Source organism: Psychrobacter sp. 28M-43 (assembly GCF_014770435.1).
Lineage (GTDB): Bacteria > Pseudomonadota > Gammaproteobacteria > Pseudomonadales > Moraxellaceae > Psychrobacter.
In genome coordinates this window covers 2,111,003-2,136,520 of record NZ_CP061739.1, presented here as the reverse complement: position 1 = coordinate 2,136,520, position 25,518 = coordinate 2,111,003, and the positions used below count along the sequence as shown (strand labels likewise).

22 protein-coding genes are annotated in these 25,518 nt (G+C 42.8%); 10 read left to right on the top strand and 12 right to left on the bottom strand.

Annotated elements, in window-relative coordinates:
- Nucleotides 1–286: 286 nt before the first annotated feature.
- Genes IEE84_RS08845 through IEE84_RS08835 form a run of 3 tightly spaced genes read left to right on the top strand, consistent with a single transcriptional unit; the run spans nt 287 to nt 3,861 of the window.
- A complete protein-coding gene (locus IEE84_RS08845; RefSeq protein ID WP_191113907.1) occupies nt 287–1,306 on the top strand; it encodes a TAXI family TRAP transporter solute-binding subunit in 1,020 nt (339 codons plus the stop codon).
- Nucleotides 1,284–1,847, top strand: coding sequence for a DUF1850 domain-containing protein (locus IEE84_RS08840; RefSeq protein WP_191113906.1), 564 nt, complete (start codon nt 1,284–1,286; stop codon nt 1,845–1,847). Before IEE84_RS08845 ends, IEE84_RS08840 begins: the two co-directional genes overlap by 23 nt.
- Nucleotides 1,819–3,861 (top strand): TRAP transporter permease, encoded by a 2,043-nt coding sequence (locus tag IEE84_RS08835; RefSeq protein WP_416383467.1) that lies wholly within the window; start codon nt 1,819–1,821, stop codon nt 3,859–3,861. Before IEE84_RS08840 ends, IEE84_RS08835 begins: the two co-directional genes overlap by 29 nt.
- Nucleotides 3,862–4,005: 144 nt before the next feature.
- Here the strand turns inward: IEE84_RS08835 and lipA are convergent, their stop codons facing one another.
- Both lipA and IEE84_RS08825 read right to left on the bottom strand, forming a co-directional pair.
- Entirely contained in the window at nt 4,006–5,049 is a 1,044-nt protein-coding gene (gene lipA, locus IEE84_RS08830) for a lipoyl synthase (RefSeq protein WP_057760861.1), read from the bottom strand.
- A gap of 148 nt (nt 5,050–5,197) precedes the next feature.
- The gene (locus tag IEE84_RS08825; RefSeq protein WP_191113905.1) at nt 5,198–5,608 is read right to left on the bottom strand and encodes a carboxymuconolactone decarboxylase family protein; all 411 of its coding nucleotides are present in this window, start codon (nt 5,606–5,608) and stop codon (nt 5,198–5,200) included.
- Between the two features lie 406 nt (nt 5,609–6,014).
- Here IEE84_RS08825 and acnB point away from each other — a divergent pair, with 406 nt between their 5' ends.
- The 3 genes from acnB to IEE84_RS08810 all read left to right on the top strand — a co-directional run bounded on the left by acnB (nt 6,015) and on the right by IEE84_RS08810 (nt 9,930).
- On the top strand, nt 6,015–8,618 hold the full coding sequence (gene acnB, locus IEE84_RS08820) for a bifunctional aconitate hydratase 2/2-methylisocitrate dehydratase (protein ID WP_057760857.1): 2,604 nt from the start codon (nt 6,015–6,017) through the stop codon (nt 8,616–8,618).
- 219 nt (nt 8,619–8,837) lie between these two features.
- The gene (locus IEE84_RS08815; protein ID WP_224737726.1) at nt 8,838–9,281 is read left to right on the top strand and encodes a DUF805 domain-containing protein; all 444 of its coding nucleotides are present in this window, start codon (nt 8,838–8,840) and stop codon (nt 9,279–9,281) included.
- A gap of 208 nt (nt 9,282–9,489) precedes the next feature.
- On the top strand, nt 9,490–9,930 hold the full coding sequence (locus tag IEE84_RS08810) for a PACE efflux transporter (protein WP_191113904.1): 441 nt from the start codon (nt 9,490–9,492) through the stop codon (nt 9,928–9,930).
- A gap of 128 nt (nt 9,931–10,058) precedes the next feature.
- On the opposite strand, the gene IEE84_RS08805 is transcribed toward IEE84_RS08810, so the two are convergent.
- Nucleotides 10,059–10,856: an enoyl-CoA hydratase/isomerase family protein gene (locus IEE84_RS08805; protein ID WP_191113903.1), complete on the bottom strand. Its 798-nt coding sequence runs from the start codon at nt 10,854–10,856 to the stop codon at nt 10,059–10,061.
- Between the two features lie 339 nt (nt 10,857–11,195).
- On the opposite strand from IEE84_RS08805, the gene IEE84_RS08800 reads away from it, so the two are divergent.
- Complete coding sequence (locus tag IEE84_RS08800; protein WP_191113902.1) at nt 11,196–12,008, top strand: alpha/beta fold hydrolase; 813 nt, start codon at nt 11,196–11,198, stop codon at nt 12,006–12,008.
- Nucleotides 12,009–12,162: 154 nt separating this feature from the next.
- Here IEE84_RS08800 and IEE84_RS08795 read toward each other — a convergent pair whose 3' ends face one another.
- The 5 genes from IEE84_RS08795 to IEE84_RS08775 form a co-directional block, all read right to left on the bottom strand.
- Nucleotides 12,163–13,227, bottom strand: coding sequence for an HpcH/HpaI aldolase/citrate lyase family protein (locus IEE84_RS08795; protein WP_224737724.1), 1,065 nt, complete (start codon nt 13,225–13,227; stop codon nt 12,163–12,165).
- A gap of 65 nt (nt 13,228–13,292) precedes the next feature.
- Nucleotides 13,293–14,474, bottom strand: a complete 1,182-nt coding sequence (locus IEE84_RS08790) for a cysteine protease StiP domain-containing protein (RefSeq protein WP_191113901.1) — start codon at nt 14,472–14,474, stop codon at nt 13,293–13,295.
- A 71-nt stretch (nt 14,475–14,545) separates the two neighbouring features.
- Nucleotides 14,546–15,370: an HAD hydrolase family protein gene (locus tag IEE84_RS08785; RefSeq protein WP_191113900.1), complete on the bottom strand. Its 825-nt coding sequence runs from the start codon at nt 15,368–15,370 to the stop codon at nt 14,546–14,548.
- Between the two features lie 42 nt (nt 15,371–15,412).
- Entirely contained in the window at nt 15,413–16,714 is a 1,302-nt protein-coding gene (locus IEE84_RS08780) for a phosphoribosyltransferase domain-containing protein (RefSeq protein WP_191113899.1), read from the bottom strand.
- Nucleotides 16,715–16,756: 42 nt separating this feature from the next.
- A complete protein-coding gene (locus IEE84_RS08775; protein WP_191113898.1) occupies nt 16,757–17,983 on the bottom strand; it encodes a S1 family peptidase in 1,227 nt (408 codons plus the stop codon).
- Nucleotides 17,984–18,704: 721 nt separating this feature from the next.
- Here IEE84_RS08775 and IEE84_RS08770 point away from each other — a divergent pair.
- Both IEE84_RS08770 and IEE84_RS08765 read left to right on the top strand, forming a co-directional pair.
- Nucleotides 18,705–19,412 carry a hypothetical protein gene (locus tag IEE84_RS08770; protein ID WP_191113897.1) on the top strand — a complete coding sequence of 236 codons (708 nt, stop codon included), beginning with the start codon at nt 18,705–18,707 and terminating at the stop codon, nt 19,410–19,412.
- 122 nt (nt 19,413–19,534) lie between these two features.
- Nucleotides 19,535–20,275 (top strand): MHYT domain-containing protein, encoded by a 741-nt coding sequence (locus tag IEE84_RS08765; protein ID WP_165596807.1) that lies wholly within the window; start codon nt 19,535–19,537, stop codon nt 20,273–20,275.
- Between the two features lie 130 nt (nt 20,276–20,405).
- On the opposite strand, the gene IEE84_RS08760 is transcribed toward IEE84_RS08765, so the two are convergent.
- Complete coding sequence (locus IEE84_RS08760) at nt 20,406–21,557, bottom strand: ATP-grasp domain-containing protein (protein ID WP_191113896.1); 1,152 nt, start codon at nt 21,555–21,557, stop codon at nt 20,406–20,408.
- Nucleotides 21,558–21,851: 294 nt separating this feature from the next.
- Between IEE84_RS08760 and IEE84_RS08755 the strand changes: the two genes are divergently transcribed.
- Nucleotides 21,852–23,126 carry a TerD family protein gene (locus IEE84_RS08755; RefSeq protein WP_191113895.1) on the top strand — a complete coding sequence of 425 codons (1,275 nt, stop codon included), beginning with the start codon at nt 21,852–21,854 and terminating at the stop codon, nt 23,124–23,126.
- 121 nt (nt 23,127–23,247) lie between these two features.
- On the opposite strand, the gene IEE84_RS08750 is transcribed toward IEE84_RS08755, so the two are convergent.
- The 3 genes from IEE84_RS08750 to IEE84_RS08740 form a co-directional block, all read right to left on the bottom strand.
- Nucleotides 23,248–23,856: a TerD family protein gene (locus IEE84_RS08750; protein ID WP_057760836.1), complete on the bottom strand. Its 609-nt coding sequence runs from the start codon at nt 23,854–23,856 to the stop codon at nt 23,248–23,250.
- Nucleotides 23,857–23,932: 76 nt separating this feature from the next.
- Entirely contained in the window at nt 23,933–24,685 is a 753-nt protein-coding gene (locus IEE84_RS08745; protein ID WP_057760834.1) for a TIGR00266 family protein, read from the bottom strand.
- 206 nt (nt 24,686–24,891) lie between these two features.
- Nucleotides 24,892–25,467, bottom strand: a complete 576-nt coding sequence (locus IEE84_RS08740) for a TerD family protein (RefSeq protein ID WP_057760832.1) — start codon at nt 25,465–25,467, stop codon at nt 24,892–24,894.
- Nucleotides 25,468–25,518: the final 51 nt, after the last annotated feature.

Here is a 25,518-nt window from a genome sequence, read left to right as displayed (position 1 = left end):
TGCTAGATATCGATAAAGGTTTACAATAGCGACAATTTTTGTTTTAATATTTATTAAATGAAACTTTGTTTCGCATAGCAAAACATACATATATATTAGTACAATTGATGAATGGCCTATATTTTCTCTGATAGCTTTAAATATAAGGTATTGAAAGAAAAAGAGAAAGTAAGCTAAGGTTTATTTATTGATAGAATTACTATATTATTACTGGTCTGTAACGTATTTATGTATAAATACGGATATTGTTAAACGTACAAAATCGACCACTTCAAGGATGAATTCAATGCTTAATTCTTTAAAATCCCCATTACTTTTGTCAGCTATGCTGAGTGCTGCGTTAGGTTTGACTGCATGCTCATCTCCGAGCTCAGAGAGCAGTGATACTGCATCTGCAGATAGCGCGGCAGCAGATACTGCAGCAGATAAGCTTGATACTAAGTTTTTGACCATCGCTACTGGCGGCGCGTCTGGCCCTTACAATATCATTGGTACCTCATTGTCTGAAGTCTATGTCAAAACTTTTGGCGTAAACTCAAAAACTCAAACCACTGGCGCATCAGTCGAAAACGTCAATCTATTGACCCAAGGCAAGGTCGACATGGTCTTGGCACTGAGTGACGTGGTGACGGATGCTGTCGAAGGTAAAAACAACTTTGAGCAGCCAATTACTAACATTCAACAGATTGCTGTTTTGTACCCTAATGTGGTGCAAATCGTAACCTCGAAAAAATCTGGTATCAAAAACATTGAAGATTTACGAGGCAAGCGCATCGCGGTAGGCGATCAAGGTTCTGGTACAGAAGTCAACGCTCGTACTTTACTTGAAGGGTTTGGTATTACGTATGATGATGTCACCGTTGATTATCTAGGCTTTGCTGAAGCTGCTGATGGTATGAAAGCAGGTAAGATTGAAGCGGCATTCTTTAGTAGTGGCCTACCAAACTCATCTTTGATGGAGTTAGAGCAAGGTTTAGATTTACAGATTGTCACTATCAACCAAGACAAGCTAAAAGAAATCATCGCGACCAAGCCTTATTTCAAAACCTTTGAGATTCCTGCTGGCACTTATGGCAACGAAACAGCCGTACCAACTGCAGCAATCATGAATGCATTATTGGTTAGCTCTGATCTGTCTGAAGCGGATGGTTATAAATTAACCAAAGCATTGTTTGATAATTTAGATGGTCTAAAAACAGCTCACCAAGCGGCCAATGATATCAGTTTAGAAACCGCTCGTGATGGCATGGTAGCCCCAATCCATCCTGGAGCTAAAAAGTACTATGACGAACAAGCAGCCAAGTAATTCATTATGGTTATCAACTGGCGCGGCATTTATTGCAGCGCTGGTTTTTTTTACGCTATGGTTAGGCTCTACGCTTCAGCCTGTCGTTGAAGTGCGAGTCGCAGGCGTAGACGGTGCTGATGATAAGCTTTGTTATTTCACTGAGCCTGATTTTCAGCTACGTTGGATACATTCTGTAGAAAAACAGTGGTGGGAAGAGCAGTATCAACGCATAGATGGCAGCGTTACAGAAGGTGCGGAGCTGTTACTGACCACGACCTATTTTGAAGCGTTCGGTGCAGGGACGCCCTCCACCGAAATGCTCGCTCCTATACAAAAGCCTGGTTATCTGGGTTATCAAATCAACGAAAAACTGCCTCGCCTTAATTGGGTTGTATCTAGACTGACCAAAGGTGAAATGGATTATGGTGGTCATCGTTTCTTGATTCACCAGTGGGTGCCAGACTATTCTGAAGTGGTGATCATGCCTAAGACGTATGATTTAATTGATAGATTTAAAAAGGACTTTTGTCATGAACTCCCAAGTGACGGATCAAGGTAGTGTGACTACCATGCCAGATGCTCAAGTTGATAACCATGCTGAGGCGGATGCGGTCAACCGAGCAGTATTGGAAAAATATGACCGAGAGTCAATCACGCGTCATATCACTCAAGGACCAGTGAAGTATTTTATCGCTGGCATTTGTATACTATATTCACTGTTTCATTTATATATCACTTTTAATCCAATGCCAGCACTGTTACAGCGCTCTGTACACGTGGGTGTTGGTTTTGCATTGATATTCCTAATTTTTCCAGCCAGCAAAAAAAGCAGTCGCAAACGAGTGGCATGGTATGACTGGATTTGGTTTGCCCTGTCTCTATCCGGTATGGGCTATCTTATCTATGAGTATCAAGACATCGTCACCTCGCGTGGCGGTATGGCCAATCAGGTCGATGTGATATTTTCCTTGATTACGGTAGTCTGCGTACTAGAAGGCAGTCGCCGTATCACTGGTTGGATTTTGCCAATCTTGGCCGGCATATTTTTGGCCTATCCATTTGTTAGTCATTTAGATTTTATGCCTGACAGGCTTTTGACTCGTCCTTATGATATGGGTGATATTTTTGGTCAATTATTCTTAAAAACAGAAGGTTTGTACTCTGTTGCGATTGGTGCATCGGTCACCTTTATCTTCTTGTTCATTCTGTTCGGTGCGTTTTTAGCACGCTCGGGAATGGGACAGTTGTTTAATGATTTAGCATTGGCCATCGCTGGTCATAAAAAGGGCGGACCTGCAAAAGTAGCGGTTATTTCTAGTGGCTTTATGGGCAGTATCAACGGCTCAGCTTTATCAAATGTGGTTAGTACGGGTGCCTTTACCATTCCGTTAATGAAAAAGGTCGGTTATCACAAAGATTTCGCAGGTGCAGTTGAAGCCAGTGCTTCGGTTGGTGGACAGATTTTGCCACCGATTATGGGTGCCAGTGCCTTTATCATGGCTGAGACAACAGGCTTGCCGTATAGCACGATTGCCTTAGCAGCATTATTGCCAGCGATATTGTACTATTTAGGCGTCATTGCGCAGGTGCATTTCCGCGCTGGACGTCGCGATCTAAAAGGTATTGCTAAAGAAAATTTACCAGCGGTCAAAGAGGTACTAAAAGCCCGCGGTCACATGCTATTGCCGATTGTCTTCTTGATTTTCTTATTAATCAGAAACGTACCTGTGGGATATGCAGCAGCTTATACCATTGGCTTTACCGTTGTGATCAGTATGCTACGTGCCGAAACGCGCATGAGTTTTTCTGATATTTTGGGTGCATTAGAAGATGGTGCGCGCCAGTCATTAGCGGTTATGGCTGCTTGTGCGGTAGTCGGTATTATCATTGGGGTTGTGAGCCTGACCAGTTTTGGTACGGTGATGACATCTTCTATTGTCACCCTAGGTGCAGGATCGCTATTCTTTACGCTTATCTTAACGATGTTGGCATCAATGGTTTTGGGCATGGGGCTACCATCTATTCCTGCCTATATCATTACGGCGACGATGGCTGCACCAGCATTGGCCGGTTTTGATATTCCAATCTTGTCAGCGCACATGTTTGTTTTCTATTTTGGTATCTTTGCCAATATTACACCGCCTGTGTGTCTTGCAGCCTTTGCGGGTGCAGGTATATCCGGTGGAGATCCGATGAAAACAGGGTTCTTGTCTCTCAAACTTGCTCTCGCGGGATTCATCGTGCCGTTTATGTTTATCTATAACCCAACGATGCTGATGATAGATCCAACGGGGCTGGCAGTCACGGCAAAAGATTTCCCGCTGCCACCTATTGTAGATATCATTACAGTAGTAGTGACTTCGGTGACGGGTGTTATTGCGCTGAGCTCAGCACTTGAAGGCTACTTCAGAGGTGGTATGAATACGGTAACTCGTATCATCTTAGCTATTGGTGCTTTACTATTGATTTATCCTGAGATTACGACTGGTATCGCAGGTGGTATTATTGTCCTTGGTATTGCTGCATACAATATAAAAACAGCTGGAAAGCCAACGCCAACTTTAACCGTGTAAAGCATTGGGTTTAATCCTTCGTAAGTCTAATAAAGCTCAAAAAAAGGGTGAATAACAAATTTGTTATTCACCCTTTTTAATATTCCTAAGAGATGTCCTAGCCGCTGTTGTTCGCAACTACTTTCACATCACTTTATTACTAAATTAGCAGCCAAGTTTGCCTTCAGCTTCTAATGCTTTTTTGCTACGGATCGGTGCTGGGCAATCTTCGCCATAGTACTGACGATCTGCAAAGTAGCTTGAGCGTACCATTGGACCTGCCCAAATGCTAAAGAAGCCAATTTTTTTGCCGTAGTCCATATAGCGTTGGAACTCGTCTGGATGGACATAACGATCGACAGGCGCATGGTTTTTACTAGGCTGTAGATACTGACCAATAGTGATCATATCTACATCATGAGCTTTTAGATCATCGAGTAGGGCATAGATCTCTTCTTCTGTCTCGCCAAGACCAACCATAAAGCCGCACTTGGTGGCGATATCAGGACGACGCTCTTTATAAATCTTAAGCAAATCTAACGAATGCTGATAGTCTGAACCTGGACGGAAGGCTTTGTATAAACGTGGCACGGTTTCGATGTTGTGGTTAAACACATCTGGTGCAGTCTCTGTCAATAAATCCAATGCAATATCCATACGACCACGGAAATCTGGTACTAGGATTTCAATCAAGCAGTTTGGGCTAAGTGCTCTTGATTCGTTTAGCACTTCTACAAAATGTCCCGCACCGCCGTCTTTTAGATCATCGCGATCGACAGAGGTGATTACGGCATACTTAAGCTGTAAACCTTGAATCGTCTCAGCAGTATGACGCGGCTCATCCTTGTCTAGCTCATTAGGACGACCATGTCCTACATCACAGAATGGGCAGCGACGCGTACAGATATCACCCATGATCATAAAGGTGGCTGTACCATCAGCGAAGCACTGTGGCAGGTTAGGGCAGGCCGCTTCTTCACAAACGGTATAAAGCTTTTGCTCACGCAAGGTTGCTTTGATACGAGCGACTTCAGCAGGCGAGGACATTTTTACCCGAATCCAATCAGGCTTTTTCTTTGCCTCGACAGTCGGGATCACCTTAATTGGGATACGGGCAACTTTGTCATAGCCACGCAGCTTTTCGCCTTGGATGGCTTTTTTTGGTTTGGCCTTAGCAGCAGGTACATGTGTTTGTACGGCAGTTGTCATAATGGAGTTATCTCTTAACCCTTTATATTATAAGGGTTTATGGAATTATCAGAATGTTTTATGAGTGCAGATATTATAGCAGAAATTTGGTCGTCAATTTTTAAACAATATTGTTAAGATTACTATGATTGCTCGGACGACCATAGTTTTAAATATCTATATCGATTTCTAACTCATTCAGTATATCTATGGCGGCGCGAAACGCTTCTTGAGTAGCAGGTGCACCGCAATACGGCAAGCTATGCATGAGCACTTCTCTAATCTCGGCGACACTAGCCCCGTTGTTAATGGCACCGCGTATATGACCTTTCAACTCGTTTGGGCTTTTTTGGGCAATTAAAAAGGCAATAGTGATTAATGAGCGATACTTACGCGGTAATACTGAGTCATCTTGCCAAGTGCTGCCCCAAGCGTGTTCGATAATCCAGTCTTGCAGCGGTTGGGTAAATCCTGTGGCAGCATCAAGCGAGCGTTTGACATGCTGCTCACCCATCACCTCAGTGCGTACCTTGAGACCATTGTCATAGTTAGGAGTGTTGTCCGTATTGCCATCAGTCATATCGTCGTCCTTAATATTTTTACCAAATCGACTGTTAATAAATCGGCTGCTAATATATCGATATTGCTACATTTTTTTAAGCGAGACTTTATCGAAGTTATTTCTTACAAAATCGTATATCAGTCATATGGTGTCTGCTCAGTCATAAAGCAAGTACTTATTGATAAGCGTAATCAGGCAAATGCCAGTTATAATGAGCGCTACAATCATATTATTGATGGCACTATTTTTATAATAAATGTTCAATATGGCCTTACTATGCGCCTTTTCAGAGCTGAGCCATTAACATTTAAAGCGTTTTAAGCTATGATTGCACGGATAATTATTTCATATAGTATATAGACGCAGGCAGTCATGCTGACTACCCACGTAATGTGCTACACCCCAACTGACGAGGACGACTATTGTGTTAGAAGCTTATCGTAAACATGTCGAAGAACGTGCTGAGCTAGGAACTGTACCCCTACCACTAAATGAAAAACAAGTAGTAGAGTTGGTTGAATTATTAAAGAACCCGCCTGCAGGCGAAGATGCGTTCTTGATGAACCTATTAGAAAACCGTATCCCTGCTGGTGTTGACCAAGCAGCATACGTTAAAGCGGCATTTTTGGCTGCTATCTTAAAGGGTGAAACATCATCACCACTTATCAGCAAGCAAAAAGCCGTTGAAATTCTAGGCACTATGCAAGGTGGCTACAACGTTCAGCCACTAGTTGCTGCACTAGATGATAGCGAAGTTGCACAAGACGCTGCTGAAGCATTAAAGAAAACTTTGCTAGTATTTGACGCGTTCAATGACGTGACTGAAAAAGCAGAAGCTGGCAACACTATTGCTAAAGAAGTGATTCAGTCTTGGGCTGACGCAGAATGGTTCTTGAACCGTGCTGAAGTACCAAAGAAAACCACTTACACGACGTTCAAAGTAACTGGCGAGACCAATACGGATGACTTGTCACCTGCGCAAGACGCATGGAGCCGTCCTGATATCCCATTGCATTCACTAGCCATGCACAAAAACTCTCGCGACGGCATCAATGCTGACGAAGAGGGCGTTGTTGGCCCAATGAAGCAAATCGAAGCACTGAAAGAAAAAGGCCATCCGCTAGCCTATGTTGGTGATGTGGTTGGTACTGGTTCTAGCCGTAAGTCTGCAACCAACTCAGTACTTTGGTTGATGGGTGAAGATATCCCTAATGTGCCAAACAAACGTGGCGGCGGTTTAGTACTTGGTAACAATATCGCTCCTATCTTCTTCAACACGATGGAAGATTCTGGCGCATTGCCAATCGAAAAAGTGGCAGTTGATAACCTCAACATGGGTGATGTATTTGACATCTATCCGTACGAAGGCAAAATCACTAAGCATGACTCTGATGAAGTACTATCAACGTTCTCACTAAATTCACCAACATTGCTTGATGAAGTTCGTGCTGGCGGCCGTATTCCATTAATCGTTGGTCGTGGTTTGACTAACCGTGCTCGTGAATACATGGGCCTTGGTCATTCAGACATCTTTGCTAAGCCAGAAGAGCCAGCTGATACTGGTAAAGGCTTTACGCTTGCACAGAAAATGGTTGGTAAAGCTTGTGGCCTGACAGGCGTACGTCCAGGTATGTACTGCGAGCCTAAGATGACTACGGTCGGCTCTCAGGATACGACTGGTCCGATGACGCGTGATGAGCTAAAAGACTTGGCATGTTTGGGTTTCCAAGCAGACCTCGTGATGCAGTCATTCTGTCATACTGCTGCTTATCCAAAGCCAGTTGACGTTGAGACTCAGCACACACTACCTGACTTTATCATGAACCGTGGCGGCGTAAGCTTACGTCCAGGTGACGGTATCATTCACTCATGGTTGAACCGTATGCTACTTCCAGATACCGTTGGTACTGGTGGTGACTCGCATACTCGTTTCCCAATGGGTATCTCGTTCCCAGCGGGTTCTGGTCTAGTTGCTTTCGCAGCTGCAACTGGTGTAATGCCACTTGATATGCCTGAATCTGTTCGTGTTCGTTTTGTTGGTGAGCGTCAAGCTGGTATCACCCTACGTGACCTAGTACATGCTATCCCTTATCAAGCGATCAAAGAAGGTTACCTGACGGTTGATAAGAAAGGTAAAATCAACGAGTTCAACGGCCGTATTCTTGAAATCGAAGGTCTAGAAGATTTGACCGCTGAGCAAGCGTTTGAGTTGTCTGATGCCTCAGCTGAGCGTAGTGCTGCTGGTTGTACCATCACCTTGTCTGAAGCATCAGTGACTGAGTACCTAAACTCAAACATCACGCTGCTTAAGTGGATGATTTCAGAAGGCTATGGCGATGCACGTACGATCAGCCGCCGTGTTGAGCAAATGCAAGAGTGGTTGGCTAACCCAAGCCTCATGCGTGCTGACGACGATGCTGAATACGCTATCGACATCACTATCGATATGAGCGAAATCAAAGAGCCTATCCTTTGCTGCCCGAACGATCCAGATGATGCAAAAACGCTAGCAGACGTGGCTGGTGATACGATTGATGAAGTATTCATTGGTTCATGTATGACTAACATTGGTCACTTCCGTGCCGCTGGTAAATTGCTACAAGACGTACCAGCAGGTAGCTTGAAGACTCGTCTATGGATTGCACCACCTACTAAGATGGATGCACGCCAGTTGATGGAAGAAGGTTACTACAACATCTATGCACAAGCCGGCGCTCGTACTGAAATGCCAGGTTGTTCACTATGTATGGGTAACCAAGCACGTATCGCACCGAAATCTACTGCGGTATCGACCTCAACTCGTAACTTCCCGAACCGTCTAGGTCAAGGCGCTAACGTATACCTAGCTTCTGCAGAGCTTGCAGCAGTCGCAGCGGTACTTGGTAAATTGCCGACTAACGATGAGTATCAGCAGTATGCTGGCATGCTAAACAGCATGGGTGATGAAGTCTATCAATACATGAACTTTGATCGTATGGAAGACTATACTGAAGAAGCAGACAAGATTAACGTTGCTCAGTTGACCTAATCTTGGTTGCAGCTTAAGCAAAACGTTTTTAAGTTTTAATAGTTTTTAAGTTTTAATAATAGAGTAACCCCGTATCGTTATGATGCGGGGTTTTTTATTGATAACTCTAAGAAAACTAGTATTCATTTACAAACTTTTATTGAGTATCTATAATCAAAGCCAATGGTTGATAATTTTTACTGACGATTTCTACTTTTCACGACTGAGATAAAAAGCCCTATGGAAAATAATATCAAGCTTGATAATGCGACTCCGCCACCATTGCCCGGATCTACGATGGCTAACAATCATAATGCTGAAGAAAACTATGGCATCATTGATTGGTTTAAGAAAAGTATGAAGAACTATACCAATCTTTCTGGTCGCGCTCGTCGTAAAGAGTTTTGGTATTTTGTATTGGTACAAATAGGTTTGACAGTGCTTGCAATGATATTAGACAAAGCAGTATTCGGCTCAGAATCAGAATTTTTTAATGCATGTGTAGCGTTTGGTATGCTTGTCCCTAGTATTACCGTTTGTGTTCGCAGATTACATGATACGGGTCGCTCAGGATGGTGGCTTTTATTGGCTGCAGTACCATTGATAGGTTTCATCATGTTACTTGTATTTTTTGCCATTGAGACCAATTCCAAAACCAATCAATGGGGACCACCAGCAAAATAGTCCGGTTAAAACAGGCGATATTCGTTAATAAAACGGCTTATGCCTGTTTACAAATTTGCTCACTGATTTTTGAGTTTGGTTTCTGTATAATATAGGGGCAGGCGGAAACCGTGGCTCTGCACTTTATTTATCTTTTCTAACTCGGGACGGACCGATACTTTGATACGCACCTTGCTGTTTAAATACAGGTGCTTTGGAGTCTTGGTTGATGACCTTATCACCGCTTAAACGTCGCTTAATTTATGTGACCGCTTTCGAAATTATCGCGATTATCTTATCTACCATTATATTGATGAAACTCAGTCACAGTGATGCATCAGAATCCTTACCAATCGCCGTAATGATGTCGGTAGCAGCCGTCGTTTGGAATTTTATATATAATACCGCTTTTGAAGCGTGGGAACGTCGCAGGCGCATTGTACGTCGTACACTATGGATACGCAGTGCTCATGCTTTTGGTTTTGAAGGTGGGCTGGTATTAATCTGCTTGCCACTGTATATGATTTGGTACGATGTTGGTCTAGTAAAAGCCTTTATGATGGAAGTAGCGCTACTGCTATTTTTCTTAGTTTATACGTTTACGTTTACTCTGATTTTTGACAAGATATTTACTTTACCTCATCATTCTAAACCCGCGTCCGCTTCTTAATTAAAGGCGTTGACAAAAGAAGGGCTACCATATTTGCAGCCCTTTTTTGATAGCATCATTACAGACTATTTAGTCAAAACAAGTTCAGCGTTCAAATCAAACAGCTTATTGTCTCGTTATTTAATTTGCTATTTACCTTGATATACAGGCTTACGTTTTGCGATAAAGGCACTAACCCCTTCGATAAAGTCATCAGTTTTTGCCATTACAGTCTGTTGCTCAACTTCCGTATCTAACGCCGCGCTCAAACCAGCGAAGGCGTGTACATTGAAGCTTTCTTTCATAGCGGCCAACGCTTTGCCTGGTAGTTGGCTCAATCGTAGCGCCAATGCTTGTACGGTGGCTTCTAGCTCGTCAATACTTACCACGTCGTTTACTAGATTTAAACGTGCCATGTCTTCTGCTTTTAGTTTATCTCCTAGCATCACAAGCTCAGTCGCTTTTGCTGCACCAACCAATTGGTTTAATAAGTAAATACCACCTGCATCTGGAACTAGGCCAATATTAACGAACGCTTGTACAAACTTCGCATTGTCTGCGGCAATTCGGAAGTCACAAGTAAGCGCCAAGTTCATGCCAGCACCTGCCACAGCGCCTTCTAATTTGGCAATAATCGGCTTATGAATATGACGTAATTTTAAGCTGACTTCGCCTGCGCCTTCTACCATACCTCTTAATTTGTTTGAAACAATATCCTTGTCTAATCCTTTAGACAACATCTCTTTTATATCGCCGCCGCTTGAGAAATTACCACCAGCCCCTTGCAAAATAATCACCCGTACTTGATCATCTGCAGCCGCTTTATCTAGTGCTATCAGGACTTGGTTTTTTAAGGGCGTGCCAAAAGCGTTTAAGCTTTTTGGATCGTTAAATGTAATGGTAGCAATGTGCTCTTCAACTTGATAATCGACGAGAGACTGTGACATTTGAGATTTCCTTATTTTAAATGACTGTTTTAATATTCTGTATCAATGACAATACTTTGAGATAAAGGTAAAAATGGTTCAATGCTGATTACTATAGCAGCTTGCTATGATTATAAAAGCGTGTTTTGTGGGCGCTTAAGACACATCTAAATACTGGTAAACTTTACTATTCTATCGTAAAAGCTGATGCTAGCTAATGGGACAAAACGACTGGCTCGTAAAAAGGCTATGACCTAAGGGGCTAATGGATTATGCTAATATGCCAGGTTGAGTGTAAAAGAGTCGTAAAAGACACAAGGGTACGCTCAAACTTTTCATTGATCAAACAAGGATGTGGTTATGCCAATTATCACTGTAAATAACGCTGATATTTATTACGAAGACAGTGCACCGAACGACACGCAAAAGCCCGTTATCGTATTTGCTCACGGTCTATTGTGGAGCTCACAGATGTATGACAAGCAAGTGGAGCACTTTCAAACAGACTATCGTTGTATTGCTTTTGATTTTCGCGGGCAAGGTCAGTCGCAGGTTACCAAATCTGGCTATGATATGGAGACGCTGACTGACGATACGCTTGGCTTACTTGCAGCGCTTGGTATTGATAAATGTCACTTTGTTGGGCTATCTATGGGCGGGTTCGTGGCTCAACGTATCGCGCTCAAACGCCCTGAGTTGCTGTTGTCATTAACGCTGTTAGAAACCTCTGCTGACCCTGAAGATCCAAAAAATATCCCTCAGTATCGCAAGCTGGTCAAAGCGATTCGCTGGTTAGGTATGAAGCGTGTGAGTAATAAAGTGATGCCAATCATGTTTGGTAGTACGTTTCTGGCAGACAAACTGCGCAAATCCGACCGTAAGCAGTGGCTAACAATGCTACAAAGCAATCGCAAAGGCGGCGTGGTCAAAGCAACAATGGGCGTTATTGAGCGTACCGGTACTTATGAGCAGTTGGGTGAGATTACAACGCCGACATTAATCGTGGTTGGTGATGAAGATGCCGCCACGCCTTATGCCAAATCTGAACGCATGCATTTTGCTATCGCTGGATCCAAGCTTGCCATTATCAAAGGTGCTGGTCATACATCGACAGTAGAAGAGCCTGATCAAGTGAACCAAGTACTCCGTCAGTTTTTAGAAAGTTGTGCTTAATGTAGCTGCTGTGCGAGAGCTTTAAAGCCTCATATTTATAGAAAAACCTAAGCAGATATCTACATAAAAAAGCCGCTACCTATTATTTGATAGCGGCTTTTTGTATGGTGTAAGTTGTTAAATAGCAGACAGTTATCTGTATCAGCGATAACAGTTACATTCGTGAGCTGTACTGGCTATGTCCGTCATCGATGGTTCCAAAGGCTTCTGCGCGATTAACAATTTCAGTCGCCCAAGCACGGTGCGTCGCAGGCTCTAGCATCGTATTATTGTACTTGAATACCGCTTTGGCCTCAGAGTGAAGGATCGCTTGTGCTTCATCCAGTGTACTCAGTGGCACACAGTAAGCTTGCTGTACCAATGCAATTTGGCTTGGATGAATGACAGTTTTTCCCACCATACCTAAGCTGACGTCTCGGTTCAGCTCTTGCATAAATAGCGTCGGCTGATCCAAGTACTCAAATACTGGCGCGGTAAGATAAAAACCATGCGGCACAAAACAGCCAAGCATTTGATAAGCCAACGTACCGATAGGCGAGTCATAGACAATACTGTTTTTTGGGCGACGTAAGCGCAATGCTGCAAACAAGTCATTACCACCGATACGCAATGCAAAAACTGGCTGGCTAAATGCTTCTTTAAAAGCGATGGCAAGCTCCTGATTGTGATGCGGATTGAATAGCGCTGCGGTTTCGAGCGTCGGCATAAGTAGTTGATCTACTTTTAGGTTCTGACAAGCCATGCGCCAGTTAGATAGGCTATACATATCAACTTTTGGCATGACGAAACCATCGATAAGATCGATATGGGTATAATCAGCCAATTGCTGTAGCATCATCGGGCTACGTGGACGTATAAAGACCAGTGGACGCGTCGGATGCTGGGCATGAATCGTCGCTGATTTAGATGGCGCATTAATGCTATTCACATGTTCTGCCCAAGTATCCAAAAGGGTTCGCAAACGCTCAAGCGCCAACTCTACATCCTGCTGACTGACCGCATCCTCTAGACAGATAATAATACTATTAATCGTCGGTAGTTTATCTCGCTTGATGACTTGCCAAATATCTTGGCGAGTCGCAGGCATGTATAAGCTAGCACCGAGCTGATATGGATGGTGCGTGTGCGGTTTGACCATCGCATGACGCTCAGTGATCAGATGCGCATAAGATTGGGTATCATTGTAAAGGTCTGACTCGGTTTTTAGCATATCTGACATAATTGGCATCATAAGTAGGGAGTATAAGAGAGCGAAAAAGAAAGTATTTAATACCGTTAAATGTATTAAGTGTCTTGGGAGCGCTGCTTGATAAGCGTGATGGCTTGATAAGGCAGTATTTTATCACCTAATACACTGATAGTGATGTTTCGTTGCGCACATAAATGGCGTAGCAATATGGTATCAGGGTGCTCAGCAGTGGCGAGCAATATACGCTCTGGATCACGGCGTAATATGGCACGTGTTGCCTCGGCAATAGTCGGCTTAATACGGTTGCGATTGATAATATGATAATCTGCTGCCAACATCTCTATCAATGCAGCCGTCTGGTAGCGTGGCTGCTGGTAAGTCGGTAAACGCGCTAGAGTGGTAGCCAATGAACGTCTCGTCGCATCGATACGATCGATAAATGCCAAACTGTGATCTACCTCAATTAAATCATCATAAAAAACACTGCGATGTAGGCCTGATGACGGCTCTGTATACAAGCTACGGGAAATAAGCCCTGATACAGTACTATTTAACAAACCCGAGGGGATTAACCAGTCTTCTTCACTAGCCGCCAGCCAAGCAACGCCAGCCGGATCGGCAAGAGTCAGTAGCGGAATGACGTCAGCGCCTTGATGGAAAATGTTAGCAAAATTAACATGGCTGGAATCACTAAACGTCTCTAAACTGCGAGCCAACTCTTTATAAATAGCACCTTTACCTGTCCAGCCATCGACGAATACGATTGGACTGTTTGGATAAGCATCCAGTAGCATTTGCAAAGCCACTGGATCAAGACCACGATCCCGAATGATACTGATGCCATAATGTACACTTGGCAAGTGATAGCTACTGTCTGTATCCGATAGCGCACGCTGCAATAACACCCCAATTGGCAGACCAGCTCGCACCAAGCTGACCAAAACCAGTGGACACTCATCACTTACGTCCTGCTGGAACACATGATATAGCGTATGAGATAAATGAGCGATATCGGTCGCGGTCCTTGTTGACCCTTGCTCTAACGCCTGTATGTATAGCTGCTCATGCATTGCAGTAGGTGCTTGCTCTAAAGTCAGCATGTCAGAGTAATGGCGTTGTCCGCTTTGGATAAGCGCTTCTTTTCGACTGACGGGCACATCGGCAACCGCGTCCTTATCCACCATATCGAGTAGGACAGTGACATCGCTTGCAAGATAGCTGCCTGAGCCATAGTTTTTTAAATCGGCTCTTTTTATCTGTATATTAGGTAAAGTCATAGTATGAATAATAGCACTCTTAATGATAACAGTGGATTTGCGTGGCTGCAGTTTAAACTAATGGTTTAGCCTCACAATTTAGACTGGTATTGCTCATGCAGTTGGCCATGATTGGGCATACCGTACCAGTCCAATAACTGCAAGAAAGGCAAGTCAGCTAAGCTATCACCAAAACCAAAACTGGGACGCTGATGGTCTAAATGATGCTCTAATAAAAACTGTACCGCATGACGCTTATGAACCGCATGGGGCAATATCGCTAAGTTATTAGCGTTCACATGTACATAGAAATCTTGATCAAAATCACGTATCAAAGTGGGCAGTTTCTCAGCTAAATCTACGAGCGCTTGATGATCTTTTTGCGCATGTTTGATAGCCAGATAAATGGTTAGCCCTTCATCCGTAGAGCCATTGTTAAAGCTATCGATATGCGGTGTAAATACTAAATGACTTTGCTTGCTTTTACTGTGATTAGCAAACAATTGACTTAACTTATTAAGCTTATCTTGCAATGGCGCAAGCTTACTATACATATGCTGCTGCCAACTGCTCAGCAGCGCTCCGTCAGAAGTTAAAATAATCGCTCCATGGGTCAATACTTGCCAGCTATCAAATGGCAGCTTAACGCGTTTCATTTCACTACGATCCCGTGCCGTCACTACAATTAATTCAGTGCTAGCAAGCAACCAATTAAAAAAGATTGCTTGACGCTGGCTCATAAAGCTTAAAGGTTCGTCTTGCTTATTGACCGTCGCACATACCAAAGATTCAGGATCAGTGGTGGGTAAGTCCCATGTATCAATTTTGCGCTGGGTTTGGAATAACGTGTCATCCAAATCCATCAAGGCATAAGGCTTGATGATATCTGGGTTGGCTTTAAAAAATGAGGTAGTCATGGTGTCGTCCGTCAATAATAGGTTTGAAAGTTAGAGAGCAATTTAAAGATTAGGGCTCACCACCAGCACGTTATCCAAACCTCGCCACATAGCATCCACACTATCAGCTGATGTTTCTATACACAACACAATCAAATCCCAATCACTAGGCTCAACGTTATAAGCAAAATTGGTCATACCAAGCCCGTAATTATCGCTAAAGCTCAGCATCGTGTTAATCGCCCCACCAAGCGCAATCGGTGAGCGGGTTAATGCGCTAAAATTAACCATGGACGCTGTATTTCCGCTCAGTTTTTTAGACTCTATTTCAAGCCATTCAGCCAATAAAAATGGCAACCAAACAAACTCATTGCTACCCAATACTAGGATTCTTTTTGGTAGCTGAGTAACATCAAAGTTTTCTTGGCCATCGAAGCGCGTAAATGCAGCTTGAAAACTCGAAAGATGGTTAGCAAAACCCTCTGTACTGTCTAGCGTTGGAAAACGCCCCCAGTTGCCCGTATCACCGAGCGCCTGACTACCAGCGGCAGTAGTATCAACCGATGGCATTGTAATGGGTTCAGGATTAGGGGCATCTGTCCATTGCCAGGCACCAGACAATAAATGATGGCGATGAAACTCAATACCAGCGAGACGATCAGCCATACGTGCAGGCTTAGCATCTGACTGTGGATGAGGGTTTTCTTGATCTAATGACCAGTCGACCAGTGTTGTTAGATGCACTTGTTCTAATTGTGTCAGTCCTGCTTCACGTAAGGCAGTGACGACATTAACACAGGTATTACCCGTTGAGGCTTCATCATCGACCATAATTAATGTTTTACTGGCCAGTAGCTGCGCTTGAGTAACGCTATCTTTGCTCTGATAAATCAAATGCTGGCTAGCATGACTGTGGTCTTCACAAAACGTCGTCAGCAAGGAGTCGGTACCATTTGGATCACTACTTTCATTGTGCTGTGCATGACGCGTAGAGTTCAATAGCAGGGCTTGAGGATAGCGCGTTTGCAATGCTTGATGGACACCAGCAGATAGACCTACAGCGGTCTCTGCCATACCAATGACTAGGATAGGTTGAGGTAACTCATTAGGCACTAAGTTAGCCAAATCAGTAAATGCCTCTCGCATGATGCTTGGCGCAACGGGAATATGACGACCTAACACTTTTGAGACAAACAAAAACGCACGCTTTGGATTAATACGCTGTGCAAATCCAAGCAAATCTTCTAACTGATAATGGGCGTGTTGTTCTGCGCCATTTTTATTGGTGGCTGAGTTGGTTTGATAAGTTAGATCTAGCGTACCACGGGGTAGGGTAATGGTCGTACTGTGTTGCTCATTTAACATTCATATTCCTTGGCGCTTTTATTTATATATCGAATAGATTTCTTAACCCTGACAGCCAACCAGCCATAAGGCTCTGCGACTTTGCTTGCTTAGCTGAGGTGTTGTAAGAGGCGTAGCACTGGTCAAATCAGACGTGTTCTCCAAACTGATGCCAGCGCTCGCCAGTAGGGCAGATAATAACTGAAATTTCACCGCATAGTTCATATTTTGTGCATGTTCATGAACCAGACTTGATGTGACCATACCGACCACCTCTCCAGTCGGCAATAATAAAGGACTACCACTAGATCCAGGCTGAATGGGTGCGGTGAATTGCATATGACGGATATCGTTATTTAAACCTGTCAATCCTGATATACAGCCTTGAGTGACTTGGAGTTGGCTACTCAGTCCTGACAACGGAAACCCCAGTGTGGTAATGGTCTCACCTAATATATCAACACACTGCTGCGCCAATGGAAGGTAGCTAGGCAAAGGATCACTAACTCTAATAATAGCTGAGTCGCTTCCGATATCGCTGAGTACGACTTGTGCCTCGCGATCAGGCTGACCTTGCTGACGTACGCCAACCATCGCTGCTGACTCAATCACATGATAGCAGGTCAGCAGATGATAGGGATCAATAGCAAACGCTGTTCCTGTCCAAGTCTCGCCTGCTTGTACTTGACGAGGAGGGCGAGCTTCGTTATTTGGTTGAGTACGCTGCTGCTGTTGAGCTTCTTGAATAAGTATATGTGTGCTAGGTGGACGAACATCCAGACTAACCTGTACATGATGCTCAAGGCTCGCCAAGCCTTGGGTTGATGCCTCGCCAAGCGCCCGACATTTGAACTGTCCATTACGCTGATATATTTCTAATATAATCGCCGCTTTGACATGCCGCTCGTTTGTTATGAAGTTATAGTGAATATCCCCGTTGTTGAGCGTGAGGCTTACGTCGTTTAACTCTACCGCTGGCAAGTTCAGGCTTGGATCATGATAAACATAAGCAATCAGTTGTAAGAAATTAACGCCAAGTGTATCAAATAACTGGGGTAAATCTAACTGCCATGTGCTTGGATTATCCTTGCTATCGAGCTGAGCCCAGTCTTTAGACTCATGTAAATAAGCAGGACTACAAACCGCTTTACGATGGGCATCTAATGGCAACCACAATAGTCCAAGCTGCTGTCCAAACTCTAATGGTTTAGTAGTAGAAAATGCGATCGCACATTTGGTGTTTTCGATAACCGTATTGGCTCCTAGCACTAATTCGACTTGCTTCGACATCACATTTCCTTAGTTTATTTGCGCGATTATGATTATTTTTATTGTTTAATGATTTTATCCTTGAGACTAAAGTCTGACTACACAAAGGGTTTTGATTTTATTTTGAACCTATCATTCTACAAAGAGAAAACATTAATAAGTGTTTTAATATACAGTTAAGATTAATTGCATAATAGATATATCAAGATATATAGGTTTAAATAGTTTCGGGATTCCTTTTAATAATTAATTACTTTTAGGAAATAATGATGGAGTTTTACAGTCTAGCCATTTGTCGGCTAATGGAGCCACTTATCGGACAAAGCCATATAGTGTATTGCTACAAAACAAGATTCCGGTGATAATACAATCAAAATCTATTGCTATTTAGTAACTTTACTGTGACCAAATGTTATCTGTAAAGTTTAAAAATAGTATTTGATTTAAAACTATTAATTCTAATCTTATTTTCAAGCTTGTTACTGTTTCTCGATTAATGAATTTCTAGTAGTTAGAGCACTTGTATGCTTAATAACTATAAAAATCGAAGTTTCATCTACTGAATATATTTCATTTCTTATAATATAAAAGATATACAAAAACTATTGTGTGGTTGATGTCTGAATATTTTTTATATTGTGAGAAAGTCAGTTGGTGGACCTTTGAAACGTTATTCACATTAGTTTATCTAGATAGCTTGATATAAGAAAGCGTAGCAGTATTTTAAGAAAAGGAGTGCTCTGTGAAATTCTCTTGTGCATTAGAAACGTCTTCTGAACGTATTCGTCTGGTCAATGTTATTTCGCCGCTTATTAAAGCAGGTTATCAGCTAGTCTCCCAAAAGCAAGAACCTTCAGAGAATGGTGGTAACATCATTCATGTGATCGCAAGAAGCCTGGGCTCTAAAACGCAGGAAGATCTAATCGATGACTTGTCTTCAATTGAAGGTTGTACGCTTTTTAATCTAGAAATAGAAGAAGAAGGCGGATCGTCAGCTGCCCCTGCAAAAAAGACATTGGATGAGAAAAGCGTCTTATCAGCCATTGGTGCTTATTACCCTAAAATAGCAGATATTGTCAGCCAGTATGAAGATAGTTTACCTATTGAGCGACGTGTGACGGCATTGCAAGAGTTGGGTCGTAAGGTTGGCGGCGGTATTTACCAGCGTGATTATTCACTTGGCAGTCCACTGAAGATGCCTACTACGATCACTCGTGAGCTTGTGCCAGCACTGAAAGGTCTGTCTAAAGTTAAAGCAAAAAACAATGTGATCTATTTAATCAAATGTCCGTTCTGTAAGTCGTCAGATTATACTCACTCAGGATGTCATTTTATTGTGGGCTATATAGAAGGCTTTTTGGCAAGCAACCCTGCTATAGATGTGGTTCAAGTTGAAGAAACTAACTGCGGCGCAGGTAGTACCAATATTTGTGAATTTACCATTGGGTAGTAAAAATTGTGTGTAGATAATTTTATGTCTATGCAAAAAAATCAACGAGCGAATGACGCACCGTGTTGCAATAAGAGTAACGTTATTTGACTCAATTCTTATGATAGATAAAAGGCAAAAAAATGATGGAAGTTGAATATAACTTACTTTTGGTGTTGGTCTCATACGCCATTGCAGTATTTGGTTCTTATGTTGGCTTAAACCTTGCCATTCGGGTACCTTCTGCTAAGCCAGGAACGGATTTGTATTTTTGGGTAGCGCTATCATCGATTGCTATCGGTGGTGCAATTTGGTCTATGCACTATATCGGTATGATGGCAGTAGATATGAAGATGCCTGTGACTTATGACTTGGGTCTGACAATTGTATCAATGCTACTCGCGATTTGTTTCGTTGCAGTCGGTATTGTCATCGTAGGTCGCGGTGAACCAAGCGTTGCTAAGTTAATCGGTGGCGGCGTACTTACTGGACTGGGTGTTGCAGCCATGCATTATACCGGTATGGCCTCTATGCAGATGGACGCTACCATGTCATATAATATACCGCTGCTTATCTTATCGATTGTAATTGCTATTGCAGCCGCTATCGCTGCGCTATGGTTGGCATTCAATCTACGTGGTACATTACAGCGTTTTGGTAGTGCGTTTATTATGGGTCTTGCCGTTTGTGGTATGCATTACACTGGTATAGCCGCGATGGAAATGACGATGACTGATCACTCAATGTCTATGGATTATACGCATGCAGGTGCCATATCTTCATCAATTATGATCTTCATCGGTTCAGCAATCGTATTGAGCTTACTATGGGTCATTGCTTCTAAAAATGCACCTAAGCAAGCGACACTAGCCTTTGGCGAGTAATTTTAAACGTTGATTTTTAATACTTTTCAAGAATGAAGATAATAAAAAAGGTTTTTAGATATTAATCTAAAAACCTTTTTTTGTGCCTATTCAAATCATTTGCTAACCACGTGCATGCTTAGTAGACTATTTATTCATTATCCTTTTCAATTTTGACACTCATCATGATAGAGCGTACTTGGCATGGTTCAATATGCTGAATATTGGTCTCTAAGTTAGGTTTTTCTGACAAGCCCAACCAGTAAGAAAATCCGACTTGCGTCAAATCAATCCCACTATGAGAAGTATACCCAATACCACCTGATGGACGACTATTAATCTCAAGAACTCGGTGCTGACCGCTATCATCAGCTTTAGTTTGTACACTGACAATGCCATCACAGCCAAAAGCCCTAATCAAAGGGATTACGACATCCATGACAGACTGCTCATAACCAACGTGTTGTATTTTTCCTGTTTTATGACGAGTGACAGCAGCTAGGACTTCACCATATTCACAAACTACATCGATAGAGTACTCTTGCCCTGACAGATAAGGCATAAGCAACATTGGAATAGGTCGCTCGTGTACCATTTCGCTGTCAGCATAGGCATTCACAAATTGGGCTGTATTTATTTTTTTCTCTTCAGTAAAGTATAAGTGCTCAAAGCTATCGTACTGCTCGTCATATGCTTTACCCGTATCTAATCGCCAAAACCCTTGGGCAAAAATACCGACAACAGGTTTCACACATAGAGGTTGGTCACCATGTTCGGCGAGTAAAGCCTCAAGCTCCGCCGTATTGTCAAAACGCCATGCATCTGCCACTGGAATATTATGAGCGTGGCAGTGCTGCATAAAAGCAAATTTATCATCGATTGATTCTAGTGCCGCCACGCTGGTTGCACCTGTTAATAAGCGAATACCCGCAGCGTAAAATTTCTCACGTTGCGCTTCATAATCGATACCATTGCGTCCAGTCAGTAGTACTTTTACGTTATGCTTTTGAGCTTGTTCCAATACGAACTGCCAGCGTGGTATGGCAAGTTCGCTAGTCATTTGGGTATCAGTATCTGCAATCGAGTCAGATGGCTCGCGATAAACTATATCGGCAAATTCGAAAATCTCAGGTCTATCATGACGGTGTGAGGCAATAACTTGAAAAGGGTTGTTTGAAGGACTGCTTGATTTGCTCTTTAGATTTTGTAAGCTATCTAACATATCACGCTGGCTAGATTGGCCTTCAGCTAACCACGCTGCTACTGGTATTGAAGGGTTACTATTGTCAGCAAGATTATTCATAATTCTCTCAGCGTTATCATTAGGTGTAGATGTAGGGGAATGGGCAAGTCAATACTGCTACTGCAAATCTAGTAGTAATATTAGAAAAGGTATACGGTTCAATAGGACGTATTATATACAAATGATATGCGTTATAAACGCCTCTGATAAAATAGTCATAGGGATTTGTAAGGATGACTTTATCGCTTATATCACGATTGCCTGATTCAAAACTTTCATAATATCCATGCTACTATATGATGATAGTCGGCATGACAATGACAACAGCATAATAAATAATCTAAAGGACGTATGATGAGTCAAAACCAACCTCAAAAACTAATTGCAGGTGCCAATGCGCCACTACCGACTGACAATATTAGCATTCGCATTTTAAGCCAAAACGCCATTGACTGTGCCGCTTATCGTCTGTCTAATGACGGCAAAGTACGCGGTGATGGAGACATGATATTTTATGGTCAGACACGTAGCGATGATGGTAGCGTTAGCTTTCGCGGTCATGACAGTGATGGGTTTTTTGATATTAATTTGTCTGGACAGCCTGCAAGTATTGAGAAAATTGCCCTAGCGTTCTCTAATGCGCAAACACTGTCGCAAGTTGGCGATGTGGACATTCAAGTCTTACAGGGTAGTCAAGTACTGATGACCTGTCAGCTGAGTAGCGCTGGACGTAATGAAAAAGCCATTATATTGGCTGAATGCTATCGCAGACAAGGAAGCTGGAAATTTCGTTTTATCGCCCAAGGATTTGAGGGAGGGTTAAAACCTTTATCTGAGCATTTTGGTGTGGAAATCGCTGATGACGCACCTGCCCAAAATCATAACCCTGCCCAAAGCCAGTCTCAACCTATCAACACTCAGCGACCAATCAATACGCAAAAAGTAGGCAGCACCTCTCAAACTAATAATCCGCCACCGATTCCCGCTAACCCTTCGATTAACTTAAGTAAAATAACCTTAACTAAAAACCAATCTAGCATTAATCTTAAAAAACGTGATGACTTTGGTAAAATATCGGTCAATTTAGATTGGAATCAACGCCCGCCAAGTGATAAAGCAGCGCCCAAGAAAGGCATACTGGGAGATCTGTTTAAGCAGCATCAATCAAGTGGTATCGATCTAGATGTCGGCGCTATGATTCATCTAAAAAATGGTGAAAAAACCCTGATTCAAGCGTTGGGCAATCGCTTTGGTAGTTTACAATCAGCGCCTTATGTTTGCCTACGTGCGGATGATAGAACGGGGCAGGTAAGTGGTGGTGAATGGCTAGATATTAACGGTCAGCAATGGTCGCAGATTGAAGAGGTATTTATCTTTGCGTTTATTTACGAAGGCGCACCTAACTGGGAAAAAACCGATGGGGTTGTAACTATCCATGTGCCAGAGCAATCACCGATTGAGACACGTTTGACCGAAGGTGCGGGTAATCTACCAATGTGTGCCATTGCCCGTTTGGTCAATCAGCAAGGCAGTATCAATGTTGAGCGTATCAACCAATACTTTAAAGGTCACCAAGAAATGGACAAAGCATTTAACTGGGGCTTTAGCTGGAAACGTGGACGTAAGTAGTATTCTTAACTATAAATAATAAACATAAAAGAGCGGCCCATCTATTGATAGATGGGCCGCTCTCTTTTGAAATAAACTATTTAACTAGATTGGTAATAATCCAGTTAAAGTCTAAAGTCAATTACGCATGCGGTGTGATAGCAGGCATTAAATCATGGAAGGTGCGACCAGAAGCAGTCTCGCCAATCGCATGCATTTTCCATTCATTGTTATGACGATAAACTTTTGCCATTACCATCGCTGTATGTCCACCTTGGGCAGACAAGTTATAACGTGCTACTTCACTGTTATTATTGGCATTAACGATACGGCAAAACGCATTTTCTACTGTCTCAAACGTTTGACCAGTAAAGCTATTGACCGTAAATACCAATGAAACCACATTGGCAGGTACTCTTGAGAGATCGACATTGATGACTTCATCATCGCCATCACCGTCGCCAGTACGGTTGTCACCAGTATGCACGATACTGCCGTCTTTCGATTTTAGCTGACTGAACCAAATTGCATCGACCGCTTGCTTGTTAGCGTCGAACATGATGCATGAAGCATCTAAATCGATAGAATCGCCGCCAGAACCGCCGCCGAATAATTTTCCTAAGAAGCCACCTTTTTTATCTTGTGGCCCTTGCGCAACATCCCAGCCTAGACCTAGTTTAACTTGAGTCAGCTCGCCACCAGCTTCTTTGCTTAGGGAGATTTTTTGACCTTTTTGAAGACTAACTGCCATGTGAGTATCCTTATAATAATTGTGAGTAAAACCGTTTAAAAATAAAGTTAGAAATTGGTATAAATTGCGAAATTTACTATAAGATATTGTCTAAGAAGCCACCACCGCCGCCACGTCCTCCTGAGCTACTACCTAGGACGCTTTGTATCCAACCTTGATAGCTGTCACGATTGCGCGAGCAAATAATGACTTTGCCACTTCCTGAGAAGTTCAGAACCATACCTTCGCCACTAGTAACAGAGTTGATAATATTGCTCATGATGCCTTTTTTCTTACTGGTCGAAACTGACAGTTTGTATTCAAGATTTGAGTCCCAGCAGACCACATGACCGTTATCAATAATGACGTCTTTGTCTGGTGTAACATCAATCTCAAACAACGAGCCAAAACCAGATACCACGACTTGGCCTTGGCCTTGGGTCTGCATCACCATAAAGCCGCCTGTATCACCGAATACTGCACCGCCTAAGTTGCGCTGAATATTGGCTCTGATATCGACGCCAGTTTGGGCCGCGACAAACGCACCATCACTCAATGTATACTGCTGCTTGCCAACTTCTATGATTTGCATATCACCATCGAGCGTGGGCGCAAGCAGACAGTCGCCCTCACCATTAACCGCTTCAATCTGCTGTTGAAACAACGATTCATCGTTTGCAAAGCGGCGCATCAGTGACTGCATCAGCCCACCTTGTAGCTTACCTTTCAGCTCAAGATTGGACTCCATCATTACCATCGCATTGGCTTCACAATAAATTGAATCGCCTTTTTTAAGATTACAATGCAAAAAAGGTTCAATAGTACCGATTAAACTGAATGTTGCGGCCATGGCTTGCAAATCCTTATTCTAATATCTTTGTTAAATGCTCTTAATGTGTGCGTGTGCTTTTAAGTGCTCTATAGCTTTTAATGATAAGCCAATTAAATTTAAAGCCATCAAATGCGTTAAAGGGGCACACTTGATGGCTCATTAGATCATAACCAGACGTCTGATTATGATAATTGGCTTGCTAAACGTTTACGTTGGTTTTAACGTTAAACATTTACGCCATAAGAGGCTGCTAATGGTCCTAGACCACCGCTGAAACCTTGACCGACCGCACGGAATTTCCAATCACCGCTGTGACGATATAATTCACCGAAAATCATCGCTGTTTCAGTGCTGCCATCTTCTGATAAGTCATAACGAGCGATTTCAGATTCACCATTGTCGTTTACAACGCGGATGTAAGCATCACCAACTTGACCGAAGTTTTGGTTACGCGCTTGGCCTTCATAGATGATTGCACAGATAGCTACTTTGTTGACGTCAGCTGGAATGCTCGCAAGATTGATTTTGATTTTCTCATCATCGCCATCGCCTTCGCCAGTACGGTTATCACCAGTATGCTCAACAGCGCCATTGTCTGATTTTAAGTTATTGAAAAAGATAAAATCTTGGTCGTTACGGACTTTGCCTGCTTCATTGATCAAGAAACCGATTGCATCTAAGTCAAACTCTTGGCCGTCAGTGGCACGTGGATCCCAGCCTAAACCGACTGTAATGTTAGTTAAACCTGGCGCTTCTTTTGATAAGTTTACGTTGCCGCCTTTTGTTAAGCTAATAGCCATACAAATATCCTTTGGATTAATAGTTAAGTGGATTGAGTGATAAAAAATAAA